Below are 15,626 nucleotides of genomic sequence, written 5' to 3' on the forward strand. Positions count from 1 at the left end.
TGCCTACTGCTCACCGCACCGCGAGACGACCTTCTGCTCTTCCTCCGAGAGAGTGGGGCCGGGGTTGGGAGTGGCGGTCGCGGACGGGGACGGGGACGACGAGTCCGACGGCTTGCTCGGGGTCGCACTCGGGCTCGGGCTCGGTGATGCCTTGGACGTGAGGGAGGCGGGGGTGGTTCCCGTGCTGCCGCCGGCCTCGCCCGTCCCGGAGGACGGGGGGCTGGCCGACGCCTCGGCCTCGTCGGCGTCCGCCTGCTTCTTGCACGCGGAGGCCTGCACGGACAGTTCCTCGATCTTCTTGCGGGCGCTGCTGAGGCTGCCCTCGGGGATCGTCGCCTCGACCTGCTTCTGCTGGTACTGCGGCAGGTACTTGAGTTCGATCTCGGGGTGGTCCTTCTCGACCTTCGAGAGCGAGACCCAGGCCAGGTCCTGGCTGATGCCCCGGTACAGCGCGAGGTGCTCGCCGTTGGTGCCGACGTAGTACTGCGTCTGCGTCCAGCGCCAGCCGCCGTAGAGGCCGCCGCCGATCACGGCGAGGGTGAGGGCGCCGTAGAAGCTTCTCTTCAGCCACTTGCGGCTCTTGCGGGGCTTGACGAAGTCGTCGTCGGAGTAGTCCGCGAGACCGGCGGTGGAGACGAAACCGGTGACGTCCCCGGAGCCGGGCGGGCCGAACTCGCCGCCGCCCCCGCCCCCGCCGTGCCGTCGCCGGCCGAGGCCCGCGGCACGGCCGGCCGGGGTCTGCATGATGCCGTTGTCGTGCAACTGGTGCTGGTTCTCGGCGACGGCGCCGACCACGACCGGGGTGTCGGAGAGCTGCCCGGCCAGGGTGTCGCCGGTGTCCAGGTCGAGGACGTCCGCGACGATCACCGTGATGTTGTCGGGCCCGCCGCCGCGCAGCGCCAGCTCGATGAGGTTCTGGACGGTCTCCTGCGGGCCCTGGTAGCTGGCGAGGGTGTCCTCCAGGGTCTGGTGGGACACCACGCCGGACAGGCCGTCGGAGCAGATCAGGTAGCGGTCGCCGGCCCGGACCTCACGGATCGACAGGTCGGGCTCGACGTGCTCGCCGCTGCCCAGCGCCCGCATCAGCAGGGACCGCTGGGGGTGCGTGGTGGCCTCTTCCTCGGTGATCCGGCCCTCGTCGACCAGCCGCTGCACCCAGGTGTGGTCCTGGGTGATCTGGGTGAGGACGCCGTCCCGCAGGAGATAGGCGCGGGAGTCGCCGACGTGCACCAGGCCGAGGCGCTGGCCGGTCCACAGCAGCGCGGTCAGGGTGGTGCCCATGCCTTCGAGCTGGGGGTCCTCCTCGACCAGCGAACGGAGCTGGTCGTTGGCCCGCTGCACGGCGGTGCCGAGGGAGGTGAGGACGTCGGAGCCGGGCACGTCGTCGTCGAGGGCGACGATGGTCGAGATGGCCTCGGAGGAGGCGACCTCACCGGCGGCGGCGCCGCCCATGCCGTCGGCGATCGCGAGCAGGCGCGGACCGGCGTAACCGGAGTCCTCGTTGCCCTCCCGGATCATGCCCTTGTGCGATCCGGCGGCGAAGCGCAGTGACAGACTCATGCCCACCTCGCCCGTCGGCCCCGGGTACAGCCGGTCGTGTCGAGCCACACTGCCCACCCTCCGGTCGGGAGCGCGCCCTGGCCCGGGGTGCCGGCCGCCACGGCGTGCTCGCTCCGCTCGCGCTCACTCATGATGTAGCACTACTTCCGCAGCTCGATGACGGTCTTGCCGATGCGGATCGGCGCGCCCAGCGGGATCGGTGTGGGAGTCGTCAGCCGCGTTCGGTCGAGGTACGTGCCGTTGGTGGAGCCCAGGTCCTCGACGATCCACTGTCCGTCGCGGTCCGGGTAGATCCTGGCATGCCGGCTGGAGGCGTAGTCGTCGTCCAGCACGATGGTGCTGTCGTGCGCGCGGCCCAGGGTGATGGTCTGCCCCTGGAGCGCGACCGTCGTGCCGGTGAGGGTGCCCTCGGACACGACGAGCTTGGACGGGGCGTTACGGCCCCTGCGCCCGGCCGCGGCGGGCTGCTGGCGCTGCTGCGGGGGCGCCTGCTGGCGCCGCTCCTGCTGCGGCCTGGCGGCTTCACGGCGGGCACCGCGCTGGGTGACACGCGTACCGAACAGGTCGCTGCGGATGACCTGCACGGCCACGATCACGAACAGCCACAGTACGGCCAGGAAACCCAGCCGCATGACCGTGAGGGTCAGCTCTGACATTGCCCCCGCTTCACCCTTCGGCTTGCCTATAGATAACGGTGGTGCTGCCCACGACGATCCGCGAGCCGTCGCGGAGCGTAGCGCGGGTGGTGTGCTGTCCGTCCACCACGATGCCGTTGGTGGAACCGAGATCCTGGATCGTCGAGGGCGAACCGGTCCGGATCTCACAGTGCCGGCGCGAGACGCCGGGGTCGTCGATCCGCACGTCGGCCTCGGTGGAACGGCCCAGCACGAGTGATCCGCGGGAGATCTGGTGGCGGGTGCCGTTGATCTCGATCCAGTGCCGCGCGCGTGAGCCCGGGGCCGGGGCGCCGGCCAGTCCGCCGCCACCGGGGCGCTGGGCGCCGGCGGTGGGCGGGTAGCCGTAGCCGCCCGCGCCGGGGGGCGGGGAGGCGGGCATGGGGGGCGCGCCGCCGGGGGCGCCGGCCGGTGGGTAGCCGTAGCCGCCGCCGGGTGCCGGACGGCCGCCGCCCGCGGGGCCCGCGGAGGGGCTGCCGGGGGACGCCTGCTGTCCGGTGGAGGCGAGGGTGCGGCTGCGCACCCGGTACAGGCCGGTGTCGAGGTCGTCGGCCTTCTCCAGGTGGACCTTGATCGGGCCCATGAAGGTGTAGCGCTGCTGCTTGGCGTAGTCGCGGACCATGCCGGCCAGTTCGTCGCCGAGCTGGCCGGAGTAGGGGCTGAGCCGCTCGTAGTCCGGTGTGCTCAGTTCCACGATGAAGTCGTTGGGTACGACGGTCCGGTCCCGGTTCCAGATGGTCGCGTTGTTGTCGCACTCCCGCTGGAGCGCTCCCGCGATCTCGACGGGCTGGACCTCGGACTTGAAGACCTTGGCGAAGGTGCCGTTGACCAGACCCTCGAGACGCTGCTCGAATTTCTTCAGGACTCCCATGGGGCACCTCCTCCGTCGTGACTTGCGTCCCGTGTCCTGCTGCCTGCGCTGCTTGCCTGGCTTACCTGGTACTGCTTACTGATCGTATCCACGCGCCGGTGAATCGGCTGGTTCCCCCTGTCGGCCCCGTCGACGGGCGTCCGTGCCTGCTTTCTGCCCAGGATCGTAGAGGTGGCCGACCACCAGTGTCCCGCACCCGACTGCGGACCTCGTCCTGCTCCGGGGGAGACGGTCGCCATAGGTACGAGGTTGATACGTGAACCGGTCGTCGTCGGGACGAAACCGGGCCGCCGCGGGGGCCCCGTCAATGGATTCCCCGGTCACACGTGCCCCGGAACAAGGGATGTGAACGCACCCTGCCCAGCGTGCTAATGTTCTGCATGTCGGAAGGCACCGGGACGCAGAGCCCACAGCCCGAGGACACACCCAATGCGCGGGTGGCGGAATAGGCAGACGCGCTGGATTCAGGTTCCAGTGCCCGCAAGGGCGTGGGGGTTCAACTCCCCCCTCGCGCACCGTCGAAGAGGCGGCTCGATCTCAGATCGGGCCGCCTCTTCTCGTATGTCCGGAGACGCCGACGGCGGTCCGCTGAGGCTGCTGTTGTGAGGAAGGTCTCAGGCCCAGGGGGATGCGGTGGTGATCCTGACCGGGGGGCGGGGCTGTGCTCCTGTGTTCACTTTGAGTAGTTGTTGGTGGGGGGCGTGTGGGCCTGGGTGTGGGGGTGCCCAGGCTGGGGTTGTGGCTGGGATGTGGTGGTGGGGAGGGTGTTGTTCGGGGGCGTTGGGTTGCGGTGAAGTGGCAGTTCTGGGGGCGGGGTGGGGATCGCGGTGCGAGTCCGTCAGGTAGGGCGGGGAATGCTTGCGCGGCTTGTGGGGGCTGATTACCGTCGAGCGTGTTCCGTGTCGGAGGGTGACGAAAGGGGCCTTGGGGGAGTCAGGAGGGTGGGGTGCCCGCGCCGCGTTCCGCGAAGGTGACGATGAAGTCCCTGAGCGAAGTCAGGTCCTCGCTCTCGCCGGTGGCCTCCTGGCAGAGCCGGCTGAGGTGGGGCATGGCCATGGGCCAGGCGCCCAGTCCGATCAGTGTCAGCAGCAGGCGTCCGGCCTCGTCCTCGGGGCGGTCGGTCGCCGAGGCCAGGGACTTGGCGGCGTCCGCGTACCAGGACGTCCGCTCGGAGGCGTCGTGGGTACCGACGTATCCCTCCTGGAGTCCTTCGAACATGAGCAGCCGCAGCAGGGTGGGATCGCTGCGGTGGTAGTCGAAGACGCGGCCCACGTAGTCGCCGACTGACCCCTCGCCCGGGCGTACCTCCCGGACCAGTTCGGCCATCGCCTCGGCGATGACCGCCCTGAACAGCCCTTCCTTGCTCTGGAAGTGGCCGTAGATGCGTTCCTTGTTGACGCCGGCGCGCTCCGCGATGCGGTTCACCCGGGCTCCGGCGATGCCGTAGCCGCTGAACTCCACTCGCGCGGCGTCCAGCAGTCGGCGCTTGGTCTCCTCGGTGCTTCCTGCCATGGGACCCACCTTATTGCCAGTCAACCGGTTGGTTGACGCTCGTTCGATGCATATGCAAGGGTTTCACCAACCAACAGGTTGGATGGAGCCGACGTGTCCTCACCGAAAGGCCATCAGGGCGTGAAGATCGCTATCTCAGGTACGTACTCGGCCGGCAAGACCTCCACGGTCATGACGTTGTCCCGCTACACCGGCGTCCCGCGCACCCTGGCCCGCACGATCCGCGAGATCCTCCCCGAGGCCGTGCCCGGCAAGGCGCTCTCCCAGGTCACCCCGGCCGAGTTCCTCCAGCTCATGCTGCGCCGGCACACCGGCCGCGCGGTCCAGGAAGCGCTGCTCGGCGACCACTTCATCTCCGACGGCTCCTCGCTCCAGGAGTGGCTGTACGGCGCCGGCCGGGTCCTGCACGGCATGAACCCCAACGCCACCGCGGAGAACGCGGGCGGGCTCGTCGCCGTACGGGAGGAGGAGATGGAGTTCTTCGCCAAGGTGGTCGACCAGTACGCCATCGCGCTGAAGGCGCATGTGAAGAGCACCTACGACGCGTACGTGCACCTGGAGCACGAGCTGCCGATCGCCGCCGACGGACACCGGCCGATGAACGAGGGCTTCCGGGCCACGATCGACAAGAAGCTCCTCGAGACGCTCGACGAGCTGGAGATCCCGTACCACATCGTGCGGGGCACGATGCCGGAGCGGCTGACGCGGATCTGCGAACTCTTCGGCCTCACACCCGTGATGAGCATGGACGAGGCGATCGCGCTGGCCCGCGAGGACTACGCGGCGCAGGACTTCCGGCTCGAGACCGAGCGCGTCGCCGCCGCCGCTGCTGCCTGAGCCTTCGACTCAACTGGCTTTCCGGCGAACTGATTTCGTCCTTCTTTTCCTTCGTGCCCCTGGAGGGTTCCCATGTCCAAGAAGCCGTCCGTCGTCATCGCCTACTACTCCGGGTTCGGTCACACCGACGTGCTCGCCCGCGCCGTGGAGCGCGGCGCCGTCGAGGCCGGTGCCGAGGTGTCCCTCGTGCCGGTCGACTCGATCTCGGACGAGCAGTGGCGGCTGCTGGACGAGGCCGACGCCATCGTGTTCGGTTCGCCGACCTACATGGGGTCGGCCGCGGGCAAGTTCCATGTCTTCGCGGAGTCCACGAGCAAGCGGTGGGCGTCGGCCGCCTGGCGCGACAAGCTCGGCGCGGGCTTCACCAACGCGGCCTGCAAGGCGGGCGACAAGCACTCGACGCTGGCCTACTTCGCGACGCTCGCCGCCCAGCACCAGATGAACTGGGTGAACCTGGGCCTGCACCCGGGCTGGCACACCAGCGCCGAGTCGGAGAACGACCTCAACCGGCTGGGCTACTTCAACGGCGCCGCCGCCTCCACCCCCGCCGACCTTCCCGCGGAAGGCGTCTCCAAGGCGGACATCGCCACCGCCGAGCACCTCGGTGAGCGTGTCGCCCGGCACACCGCCGTCGTCCTGGCCGGCCGCGCCGCCCTCGGCCTCACCGCCTGACCCCGCCTGCCCCCACACCCCTCCCCTCCGCCACGAGGGCGGCCACGCCCCTCCCCTGGAGCCCCCCAGATGAAGAACTCAGCACTGCTCGTCCGCACCGCGCTCGGACCGGCCATCGGCGGCACCCTGTTCTACGTCGCCGCCCACTACCTGCCGCCGACGCCCTACTGGGACGGCTTCCTGCGGGTGCTGCCCGCCGGTCTGCTGCTGCTGGCGATCCGCCCCGCCCTGCCCCGCGGCTCGTGGTGGTGGAAGTCGCTGGTGCTCGGCATGCTCAACATGGGCCTGTTCACCGTGTTCCTGCTGATCTCCGCGCAGCGGCTGCCCGGCGGTGTGGCGGCCACCCTCAACTCGACGTCGAGCCTGGTGGCCATCGCCGTCGCGTCGGTGGTCCTCAAGGAGAAGATCCGGCCGCACCACTACATCGCCTGTGTGGTCGGGGTGATCGGTGTCGCGCTGCTCGTGCTGCGCAGTTCGGCGTCCCTGGACGCGATCGGCGTTCTGGCCGGTGTCGGCAGCGCCTCCAGCATGGGCATCGGCAGCGTCCTGGCCCGTAAGTGGGGGCGTCCGGAGGGCGTGCACAGCCTCACCACCGCGGGCTGGACCCTGCTCGGCGCGGCCGTCTTCCTGCTGCCCCTGGCCTTCCTCTTCGAGGGCGCGCCGCCGAGCTTCAGCGGCAAGGAGCTGTTCGGTCTCGCCTGGGCAGCGTTCGTGGTCGGCGCGCTCGGCTTCGCCCTCTTCCTCTCCGGTGTCCAGCGGCTGCCGGTCTCGCAGTCCGCACCGCTGCCCCTGATGAACCCGGTCACCGCGGCCATCCTCGGCTGGGTGGCGGTCGGGGAGCGGCTCACCCTGCCGCAGTTGCTCGGCGGTGTGCTGGTCTGTGCGGCGATCGTCCTGGTCGCCAACCCGAATCTGCTGGGCCGCTTCTTCACCAAGCCGGAGCCGGAGACGGAGACGGAGACGGCGGCGACGGCGGCGACGGAGCCGGAGCGGGCCGAGGTCACGGCCGGTGCCACCGACGGCCCCAAGACCGCCGGGTCGACGTCCTAGCCCGCGGCCCCGCCGCTTACGGAGATACGGGAGAAGGCATGGAGAACTACGACGTCGTCGTGGTCGGCGGTGGCCCGACCGGGCTGGTGACGGCCGGTCTGCTCGCCCGGGCCGGGGCGCGGGTCCTGGTCGCCGAACGCCGGCCGCACCGCGGCGACCGTCCCAAGGCGGTCGTGCTGCACGCGCCGACCCTGGAACTGCTCGACGCGCTCGGGCTGCTGGACGACGTGGTGGCCCGCAGCATTCCGCTGGAACGATTCGCCTTCCGCGTCAGCGGGGGAGCGGAATTCACCGCCGAGATGACCGGGATGGACTCTCATCTCGACGGCTACCGGAATCTTCCGCAGCCCGTTCTGGAAGGGCTCCTGGAGAAATACTCGCTGGAATACGGCGCCCATATCGAGCGGGGCGTCGGATATCTGTCGCACGAGGTGACGGATTCCGGAGCGACCGTCCGTTTCGACGGCCGTGACGACGTCCGCTGTTCGTATCTGGTCGGCGCCGACGGGCCGCGGAGCGCCGTACGGGAGTCCCTGGGCGTGGCCATGACCGGCCGCAGTCTGACCACGAGCTATCTGCTCGTCGAGGGCGTGCCCCAGGAACTGGTGGGCCGCGACGAGGTCGGCGTGCACGTCGGCGAGCACGGCATGGTCACGATGATGCCGATCCCCGGTGACCAGGTGCTCGTCGCCGGTCCCGCGGTGGCCGGGCTGGCTCTGGAACGCGGCGCCGAGGTGCCGTGGAGCACGATCGCCGAGGCCGTCGAGACGCTCGGTTTCGGCAGCCGGCTGCGGCTCGCGGAGGCCGTGCGCACCAGCCACTACTCGGTGGACCTGCGGGTCGCCGACCGTCTGGTGAGCGGCCGCGTCGCACTGGCCGGAGACGCCGCGCATCTCAACACCCCGGCCGGCGGACAGGGTCTCAATCTCGGTATCGGTGACGCCGTCGCGCTTTCCTGGCGTATTCTCGCGGCCCTGAAAAACGACGACCCGGATCTCCTTCTGGGATATGATCCGGAACGTCGTGAATTCGCCGCCAAGGTCGGCCGTACGACATTCCTGGCGCCGCTGATCGAGCGGATCCGCTCGGTCGACGAGCATTCCCGGCCGGCCGTCCAGCGGGAGCTGGACGAACTGGCGCTGTGCTGGAGCCAGCTCTATCCCGGCGAGGAGAACTGGCGCGCCGACGGCCGCTATGAGTTGGGGGTCGGGGCGCGGGTGCCTACCCGGATCCGCGCCGACGGGCGGCTCCTTCCGTTCCTCGACCCCCACGACCGGGCGGACGCGTCGACGCTGCTGTGGTTCGACGGGACACCTCCCGAGGATCTCGTGGCGATCGAGAGCGGTGCCGCGCTGCCGCCGGTGCGTGAGGTGCGCCGGGCCGCGGTGCCCGCCGGTGACCGGGTCACCGTGCCTGAGGGCGCTCGCGGTCTCCTCGTCCGGCCGGACCGGCGGGTGGCACGAGTGCTGAGGAAGCCCGCCTCGGGCCGTCTGTGAGAACGACTTTGGCCATCCCTGCACAAAACATCCCTTACCGATCAAGAGAGTTGGGATCCGCGTGACCACAACCGCCGCTGCCCGTACCACCGATGAGACCGTGGACGCGTTCTTCGCCGCGTTCGGTGCCGGGGACTCCGAGGCGCTGCTCGGGCAGTTCGCCGACACCGTCGACTTCCGGGTCTCCGGCGCCCCGAACGTGCCCTGGGCCGGCTCCCGTTCCACCAAGGCCGAGATCGCCGAGTTCTTCGGGCTCTTCCCGCAACTCCTCAGCGGGCCCGAGTCGTTCGAGATCACCACGCGGATCAGCCAGGGCCAGGACGCCGTCGTCATCGCCGACTGCGTCTTCGAAGTGACCGCCACCCAGAAGAAGTTCCACAACCGGTACGCGCTGCACTTCACGGTCGTAGAGGGCCGTATCGCCCGCTACCACATGTACGAGGACAGCTACGCGATCCACGAGGCGTTCACCGCCTGACCTCAGCGACTCCGTTTTATCAGCGCATTCACTGAAAGAGAGAAGCACATGTCGTTCCCCGCCATGCCCAAGGCAGTTCACCAGTTCTACGCCGGTTCGCTGGCCGCCGACGCCGAGCTGTGGGGTGCCGGGTTCGCCGAGGACGCGCTCTTCCACGACCCGGTCGGCAGCGAGCCGATCCGCGGCCGTGAGGCGATCCTCGCCAAGCTGCGCAAGGTGATCCCGCTGTTCGACCCGTTCATCGGCATCACCCCGATCGAGGCGTACACCACCGGCGGCGAGACCGCGGTGTCCTGGCGCGGCGCCGTCGTCACCACCGACGGCAACCCCGTCAACTGGTCCGGCATCTCGGTGTTCCGCCTCAACGACGAGGGTCTGATCGCCGAGGCGCGCCTGTACTTCCACCACGGCGTCTTCTCCGCGCAGGCGCAGCTCGCCGGTCACTGAGCAGTCCCGCCGTCCGCGCCGGCTTGTCCGGGCTGGCGCGGACGGCGGTCATCGAATCCGAAGGGGGAGGATTTCATGCAGGCCGACGGCCTCATACAAGGACTTCGACTCGACAGCGTCGACGACGTCCTCGGGGACCGCCAGGGGCGGTTCTTCGGGGAGGGCTTCAAGCGGGTGGGCTACTCGCTGGCCGACATCACCGTCGTACCGGAGGACGCGGGCGGTACGAAGGGCCATGTGCACGCCACCGCCGGGATCCATCTGCCCGACACCTGGTCGCGCAAGGGCGAGACCCTCCAGCGGCCGCATCTGTCGACGCTCGACGGGATGATCCTGGCCGCCCGGCTCACCGGGCTGTACGTCGCGCACGCCCGGCGTCTCGGTGCCGACGCGCGCTTCCGGGTCCGCGGGGTGCGCATCAAGGCGGGCAACGCACCCGACGAGGAGGGTCTGGAACGGTTCCCGGTGTCCGCCCGGCTCCGTTCGGCCGTCGTCTCCGCCGAGGCCCCCGGCCTGTCCACGACCACCATGGACTGCACGATCGGCGCGATGAGCGTGCAGGTCGAGACCGAGCATCCCACGGGCGTCGAGAGCCCGGCCGAGGGCCGCTACGGCGACTCGGCCGAGCTGGACGGTCCGTGGAACCACGCCCCGTTCGGGGTCTCCCACCACGAGCGCGCCCAGTTCCTGGAGGACGTCGTCGCGGACGCCTCCGCCGGGACGGCCGACGCCCGGCTCACCCTCGTGGACGGCCAGGACGTGCCGAAGGGACAGGGGCCCACGGCGGTCGACCTGTTCGTCTGCGCGCTCCAGCTCGGGCAGGTGCTGCTCTACGAGCTGGACGGTCTGACGCGGGCCGGCTCCAACACGCTGTGGATGCGGCGGACTTCGATCGAGGTCGCCCCTGTGCCGGACGACGCGGCCGGTTCCGACGGCCGTTTCCGGGTCCTGCTGGGGCGGAGCAACGCTCTGCCCACCGCCGAGGGCACCTGGCGCACCGCGCGGATCACCGCGTCCCTCGGGGACCTGCGGATGAGCTGCGACGTCGCCCATCTGCTGCCCTGAGCCCAGCCGCCGACCCTTCAGGAAGCGATCACCGTGGACAACACAGCCGTCGCGCTGGTCGGCCTGGGCAGCTATCTGCCGCCGCAGCGCATCTCCAACGAGACCCTCTGCGCCCGTCTCGACACCACCGACGAGTGGATCACCAGCCGTACCGGCATCAAGAACCGGCACTGGGCCGGGCCCGGGGTCGCCACCGGTGACCTCGCCGTCGAGGCCGGGCACCGCGCCCTCAAGTCGGCCGGTCTGGAGCCCGGGACCGGCGCGGTCGACCTGGTCGTCCTGGCCACCACCACCCCCGACAACCCCTGCCCCGCGACCGCCCCGGACGTGGCCTCCCGGCTCGGTCTCGGCCATGTGCCGGCCTACGACATCGCCGCGGTGTGCTCCGGGTTCCTCTACGCGCTCGCGGCCGCCTCGGCCCACATCCACACGGGTCTCGCGAAGAGAGCCCTGGTCATCGGGGCCGAGACCTACTCCACGATCCTCAACCCCGCCGACCGCACCACCAACGTGATCTTCGGCGACGGCGCCGGGGCGGTCGTGCTCTCCGCGGTGCCCGCCGACGAGGGCGACGGGAACGGGCTGCTGCTCGACATGGACCTCGGGTCCGACGGCACCGGCCGGAACCTGATCACGATCCCGGCCGGCGGATCACGTCAGCGCGCCACCACGCCGGTCCCCGCGGACGACGAGCAGTACTTCACGATGCAGGGCAAGAAGGTCTTCACCCAGGCCGTCAACCGGATGACGGAGTCCTCGCGGACCGTCCTCGACCGGCTGGGCTGGAGCGCCGACCAGGTCGACTGGCTGGTGGGCCATCAGGCCAACGTCCGCATCCTCAACTCGGTGGCCCGCGGCCTCGGCATCCCCGAGGAGCGCGCGGTCATCAACCTCGACAAGGTCGGCAACACCTCCGCGGCCTCCATCCCGCTGGCCCTCGCCGACGCGGCCGCGGACGGCTCCCTGCGGCCCGGCGCCCGGGTCCTGCTGACCGCGTTCGGCGGCGGCCTCACCTGGGGGTCCGTCGCGCTGACCTGGCCGGACATCGTTCCCGCCTGACCAGCCGTATCCCGTTTGTCCTCCTCCCCCGCCCAGAAAGGCGACGATCCCTCATGACCACGTCCACGCTGCCCCTGGCCGACGTCCTGCTCGACATCCTGCGCACCGACTACGAGGTCCCGGAGGACATCGACGTCGACACCGACTTCGAGAGCATGGAGTTCGACTCCCTGGTCCTCGTCGAGTTCGCCGTGGCCCTCTCGCGCCGTTTCGACGTCGACGTCGAGGACCACGAACTCCAGGAGGCCGCCACCGTCGCCGGCACCGTGGAGCTGCTCAGGTCCAAGGGCATCCAGGGCTGACCTGCACCTTCCTCCCCAGGAGAGACCATGAGCCGCCCCGCCACCGGTCCGCGCCGCCTCGCCTTCTTCGATGTCGACGGCACCCTCACCACGGCCACCACGCTCTTCCGTTTCCTGCGCTACTACCTCGCCGCCCAGGGCCACGGCCCCCGGGTGTACGAGCAGCGGCGCCAGGAGCTGAAGGCCATGACCGCCGTGGGGGTGCCCCGCGAGGCGACGAACCGGGCCTACTTCACCAACTTCCGTGACGCCGACGCGGCGACCGTGACCCGGCTCGGCCGGGCCTGGTTCGAGGCGGAGCTGGCGCGGGGCGGTCTGCTCAACGCGAGCGCGGTGGACGCCCTGCGCGGGCATGTCTCGCGCGGGGAGACCGTCGTCCTCGTCTCGGGGTCCTTCCCGGCGGTGCTCTGGCCGCTCGCCGAGCACCTCGGGGTGACCGACGTCTGGGCCACGCTGCCCGAGATCACCGACGGGCGGTACACCGGGCGCCTGTCGCGCGAGCCGATGATCGGCCCGGTCAAGGCCGAGGCGGCGCGACTGGCCGCCTCCGTCCACGGCGCCGACCTCGCCGACTGCTTCTCCTACGGCGACCATCTCTCCGACCTGCCGATCCTCGAAGCCGTGGGCACACCGGTCGTCGTCTCCGGTGACCCACGGCTCGACGAGCGGGCGCGGCTGCGCGGCTGGACCGTCCTGCCCGGCGCTCCTGAGGCACCGGAACTGGAGCTGGGCGCGTGTGCGGAGGCCGCCCCGTAGATGCCGTGGCCGTCGCCCCGGTCGTTCAGGCCGCCGCGCTGCCCAGCAGGCGCATGGTGTGGGCCGCCGAGGCGAGCGTCATATGGCGGTGCCAGCCGCAGAAGGAGCGTCCGACGAAGTCCCGGGTGCCCGTCCGGCCGGCCCCGAGGTTCTGGTCCAGGGCCACTCTCCGGGTGAGTTTCGTCAGCCGCACCAGCTCGTCCGGCGCCGCATCGACCAGGTCGGTGACCCAGATCTGTGCCGGGGTGCGCCGGCCGGGGTGCCATTCGCCGAGGAGCAGCAGCGGGCGGTGGGCATCCGGTCGGTGGGCGCCCTGCCGGTCGTAGGGCAGCCGGTTGTCGGGCTGCCGGTCGTCGGGCAGCCGGACCCGTACGGCGGTCACCCAGGAAGTGTGGGTCAGGCCGCGGTTGCCCGGGTCCGCCCACTCGACCTCGCGCCGGGCCGACCGTACGGAGTCGAGGATGCTCGCGGCCGGTGCCGAGGCTGGAGTCGAGCCAGGCGCCGGGGCGTCGTCCAGCACGAACCGGTCGGTCGCCGAGGTCCGGGCCAGGACGGGCAGCCCGGCGGAGAGGAAACGGTGCGCCGACTGCCAGTCGGTGCCGCCGCGCAGGTCCATCAGCACCGGCCGGGGCGGGAGTTGCCAGTCGCGGGCCGCCTCCAGGACGGCGGCGGGGCCGCATTGCTCGACGGGCTCGTAGGACAGGGCGGGCGGGATCTCGGCCCGGGTGCGCAGTTCGGCGTCCTCCATCCAGTGGCGGGGCATGAACAGCCGCCAGTTGACGGGGGCGCTGAAGGCGGCGGAGGCGTACCAGGCGGCGAACGCCCGCTGCCCGCTGACGGTTCGGCCCGCCCTGGTGTCGGCGAAACGGTCCACCCCGACGGTGTGTTCGCCGACCTTGGGGATCGTCACGGCGTGCAGCACCCATGCCTGCGGTGGACGCATCCGCTCCAGGAACCCGGCGTGCGCGGCGCGCATGGGCGCCCAGTCCCAGGTCGAACCGCTGATGAAGTGATGCAGCCGCTGTTCCTCGTCCGGCAGGCCGAGCGAGAGGGCGATGTTGCGGACGGACTTGCGGCCGTCGGCCAGCAGCAGACCGCGCAGATAGTGCTCGCCGCGCACCCGCTGGTCCCGTCTGCTCAGCGAGGAGAAGAGCGTCTCCAGCAGCTCTTCCCTGCTCCTGCGCACCTCGTCACGGCGCTGTCGCGCGCGTGGGTCGGGTCGTATGCCGTGCCGTGCGTCGAGTCGTGCGCCGAGGCGCGGGTCGAGGCGTGGGTCGCGGGCCGGGTGGATCACGGTGCTCATGTCTGTTCCCCCTTGGATGCCGGTCCGGATCGGGACCGGCCATCCTTGAAAAATATAGAGCACTCGTTTTGTTTTGGCATCCTGCTCAGATGCCGCGGCGCGCGATGCCGTGCTGGATCAGGGCCCACAGGCGGGTGATCTCCTGCCCGGGGTCGAGGTCGGGGCGCTGCCCTGGGCGGCGAGCCTCGGCGGCCGTCAGCAGATGGTCCGCCAGCGCCGTGACCAGGCCGGGTTCCGCCCCGGGGGCGAGTTCGCCGCGAGTGTCGGCCTGGGCGACGAGCGCGGTGAGCCGTGGTGTCCACGCGTCGTGCCAGCGCGCGGCGATGTCCGGCCGCTCCCGGGCCAGCAGGGCGCCGGCCCGGACCACGACGTCCTCGCGGAGCAGCACGGTGAGCGCGCGCAGCAGGGTTCCCACGGCGTGCAGCGGGGAGTCGTCCTCCCGGGCGGCCGCCTCGGCGACGGCTCTCGCGGTCGCCGAGCCGGCCTCTACGACGGCCTCGGCCAGGCCGCTCTTGTCGCGGAAGTGGAAGACCAGGGCCCCGACGGAGACCGCGCTCGACCGGCAGATGGCGGCGAGGCTGGCCCCCCGGTAGCCCTGGGCGTCGATGCACTCGGCGGCCCCGCGGATGATGGCTTCGCGGGTGCGCGCCGCCCTGACCTGCACCGTCGCACTCCTTCCGTGGGTCCGCCAGGAAGGTGGGTCCGTCAGGAAGGTATACGAGCGCAGGCCAGGTTTCAAAGCGATCGTTCTTTATTTTTTGGGCCCTCAGGGGGCGGCGCCCGGGTCAGTGCGTGGCGGTCGCCCCGCCGTCCACCGGTACGGCCGCCCCCGTCACGAACGAGGACCGGTCGCTGCACAGCCAGGCGGCGGCCCGTGCCACCTCCACCGGGTCGGCCAGCCGCCGCTGGATCGCGGCCGCGGCGAAGGTCTCCTCCAGCTCCGGTGCCTGCTGGAGGACCTGCGTCATCATCTCGGTCCGGGTGGCGCCCACGACCAGCGCGTTGACGCGGATGCCCTGGTCGCCGTAGTCCGCGGCGGCCGCCTTGGTCAGGCCGATGACCGCGTGCTTGGCGGCCACGTAGGCGGCCGAGGCGCCGGTGGCCGCGGTGCCCGCGACGCTGGAGGTGTTGACGACGGCGCCGCCGCGGCCGGAGGCGAGCATGGCGGGTATCTGGTGGCGCAGGCAGTTCCACACCCCGCGCACGTTGACGTCGAGGGTGCGGTCGTACGTCTCGTCGTCGATCTCGTGCAGCGGGACGCCCGCGGTGGCGTAACCGGCGTTGTTGAAGGCAGCGTCGAGGTGGCCGAAGGTCTCGACGGCCCGGCCGACCGCCTGGGCCACGTCCTTGCTCTCGGCCACGTCCCCGGGCACGGCGAGGGCACGGCCGCCCCCGGCGCGGATCTCCCGGGCGAGTGCTTCGAGGGGCTCCGCGCGCCGGGCCATGAGGACGACGGCGGCGCCCTCGGCGGCGAAGTGGCGGGCGGCGGCGGCCCCGATGCCGCTGGAGGCGCCGGTGATCATCGCGACTCTGCCGTTCAGCAC

17 protein-coding genes and 1 tRNA gene are annotated in these 15,626 nt (G+C 71.0%); 11 read left to right on the plus strand and 7 right to left on the minus strand.

Annotation, left to right across the window (positions count from 1 at the left end):
• Nucleotides 1–3 precede the first annotated feature (3 nt).
• The 3 genes from AFM16_RS20100 to AFM16_RS20110 all read right to left on the minus strand — a co-directional run bounded on the left by AFM16_RS20100 (nucleotide 4) and on the right by AFM16_RS20110 (nucleotide 3,105).
• Nucleotides 4–1,560 (minus strand): Stp1/IreP family PP2C-type Ser/Thr phosphatase, encoded by a 1,557-nt coding sequence (locus AFM16_RS20100; RefSeq protein WP_245177744.1) that lies wholly within the window; start codon nucleotides 1,558–1,560, stop codon nucleotides 4–6.
• Between the two features lie 140 nt (nucleotides 1,561–1,700).
• Nucleotides 1,701–2,216 carry an FHA domain-containing protein FhaB/FipA gene (locus AFM16_RS20105; RefSeq protein ID WP_030781427.1) on the minus strand — a complete coding sequence of 172 codons (516 nt, stop codon included), beginning with the start codon at nucleotides 2,214–2,216 and terminating at the stop codon, nucleotides 1,701–1,703.
• A 10-nt stretch (nucleotides 2,217–2,226) separates the two neighbouring features.
• Nucleotides 2,227–3,105: an FHA domain-containing protein gene (locus AFM16_RS20110; protein ID WP_078634154.1), complete on the minus strand. Its 879-nt coding sequence runs from the start codon at nucleotides 3,103–3,105 to the stop codon at nucleotides 2,227–2,229.
• Between the two features lie 431 nt (nucleotides 3,106–3,536).
• On the opposite strand from AFM16_RS20110, the gene AFM16_RS20115 reads away from it, so the two are divergent.
• Nucleotides 3,537–3,620, plus strand: a tRNA-Leu gene (locus AFM16_RS20115).
• 418 nt (nucleotides 3,621–4,038) lie between these two features.
• Here the strand turns inward: AFM16_RS20115 and AFM16_RS20120 are convergent.
• On the minus strand, nucleotides 4,039–4,617 hold the full coding sequence (locus AFM16_RS20120) for a TetR/AcrR family transcriptional regulator (RefSeq protein ID WP_078634155.1): 579 nt from the start codon (nucleotides 4,615–4,617) through the stop codon (nucleotides 4,039–4,041).
• 93 nt (nucleotides 4,618–4,710) lie between these two features.
• Here AFM16_RS20120 and AFM16_RS20125 point away from each other — a divergent pair, with 93 nt between their 5' ends.
• The 10 genes from AFM16_RS20125 (at nucleotide 4,711) to AFM16_RS20170 (ending at nucleotide 12,779) form a co-directional block, all read left to right on the plus strand.
• Nucleotides 4,711–5,454 (plus strand): ATP/GTP-binding protein, encoded by a 744-nt coding sequence (locus AFM16_RS20125; RefSeq protein WP_306293477.1) that lies wholly within the window; start codon nucleotides 4,711–4,713, stop codon nucleotides 5,452–5,454.
• A gap of 72 nt (nucleotides 5,455–5,526) precedes the next feature.
• On the plus strand, nucleotides 5,527–6,126 hold the full coding sequence (locus tag AFM16_RS20130) for a flavodoxin family protein (RefSeq protein WP_078634157.1): 600 nt from the start codon (nucleotides 5,527–5,529) through the stop codon (nucleotides 6,124–6,126).
• Nucleotides 6,127–6,195: 69 nt separating this feature from the next.
• Nucleotides 6,196–7,176, plus strand: a complete 981-nt coding sequence (locus AFM16_RS20135; RefSeq protein ID WP_051780096.1) for a DMT family transporter — start codon at nucleotides 6,196–6,198, stop codon at nucleotides 7,174–7,176.
• A gap of 38 nt (nucleotides 7,177–7,214) precedes the next feature.
• Nucleotides 7,215–8,672: an FAD-dependent oxidoreductase gene (locus AFM16_RS20140; RefSeq protein WP_078634158.1), complete on the plus strand. Its 1,458-nt coding sequence runs from the start codon at nucleotides 7,215–7,217 to the stop codon at nucleotides 8,670–8,672.
• Nucleotides 8,673–8,733: 61 nt separating this feature from the next.
• Nucleotides 8,734–9,150 carry a nuclear transport factor 2 family protein gene (locus AFM16_RS20145; protein ID WP_030781458.1) on the plus strand — a complete coding sequence of 139 codons (417 nt, stop codon included), beginning with the start codon at nucleotides 8,734–8,736 and terminating at the stop codon, nucleotides 9,148–9,150.
• Between the two features lie 48 nt (nucleotides 9,151–9,198).
• Nucleotides 9,199–9,597 carry a nuclear transport factor 2 family protein gene (locus tag AFM16_RS20150; protein WP_030781461.1) on the plus strand — a complete coding sequence of 133 codons (399 nt, stop codon included), beginning with the start codon at nucleotides 9,199–9,201 and terminating at the stop codon, nucleotides 9,595–9,597.
• Between the two features lie 75 nt (nucleotides 9,598–9,672).
• On the plus strand, nucleotides 9,673–10,662 hold the full coding sequence (locus tag AFM16_RS20155; RefSeq protein ID WP_078634159.1) for an AvrD family protein: 990 nt from the start codon (nucleotides 9,673–9,675) through the stop codon (nucleotides 10,660–10,662).
• A 33-nt stretch (nucleotides 10,663–10,695) separates the two neighbouring features.
• Nucleotides 10,696–11,721, plus strand: a complete 1,026-nt coding sequence (locus AFM16_RS20160; protein ID WP_078634160.1) for a beta-ketoacyl-ACP synthase III — start codon at nucleotides 10,696–10,698, stop codon at nucleotides 11,719–11,721.
• A 53-nt stretch (nucleotides 11,722–11,774) separates the two neighbouring features.
• Complete coding sequence (locus tag AFM16_RS20165) at nucleotides 11,775–12,023, plus strand: acyl carrier protein (RefSeq protein WP_078634161.1); 249 nt, start codon at nucleotides 11,775–11,777, stop codon at nucleotides 12,021–12,023.
• Between the two features lie 27 nt (nucleotides 12,024–12,050).
• Nucleotides 12,051–12,779, plus strand: coding sequence for an HAD family hydrolase (locus AFM16_RS20170; RefSeq protein ID WP_078634162.1), 729 nt, complete (start codon nucleotides 12,051–12,053; stop codon nucleotides 12,777–12,779).
• Nucleotides 12,780–12,804: 25 nt separating this feature from the next.
• Here AFM16_RS20170 and AFM16_RS20175 read toward each other — a convergent pair whose 3' ends face one another.
• The 3 genes from AFM16_RS20175 to AFM16_RS20185 all read right to left on the minus strand — a co-directional run bounded on the left by AFM16_RS20175 (nucleotide 12,805) and on the right by AFM16_RS20185 (nucleotide 15,626).
• Nucleotides 12,805–14,082 (minus strand): IS701 family transposase, encoded by a 1,278-nt coding sequence (locus AFM16_RS20175; protein WP_107419123.1) that lies wholly within the window; start codon nucleotides 14,080–14,082, stop codon nucleotides 12,805–12,807.
• Between the two features lie 85 nt (nucleotides 14,083–14,167).
• Nucleotides 14,168–14,746, minus strand: coding sequence for a TetR family transcriptional regulator (locus tag AFM16_RS20180; RefSeq protein ID WP_143648406.1), 579 nt, complete (start codon nucleotides 14,744–14,746; stop codon nucleotides 14,168–14,170).
• A gap of 121 nt (nucleotides 14,747–14,867) precedes the next feature.
• Complete coding sequence (locus AFM16_RS20185; RefSeq protein WP_107419124.1) at nucleotides 14,868–15,626, minus strand: SDR family NAD(P)-dependent oxidoreductase; 759 nt, start codon at nucleotides 15,624–15,626, stop codon at nucleotides 14,868–14,870.

Origin of the sequence: Streptomyces antibioticus, assembly GCF_002019855.1 — a bacterium.
In the GTDB taxonomy this organism is placed as follows: Bacteria; Actinomycetota; Actinomycetes; order Streptomycetales; family Streptomycetaceae; genus Streptomyces; species Streptomyces antibioticus_B.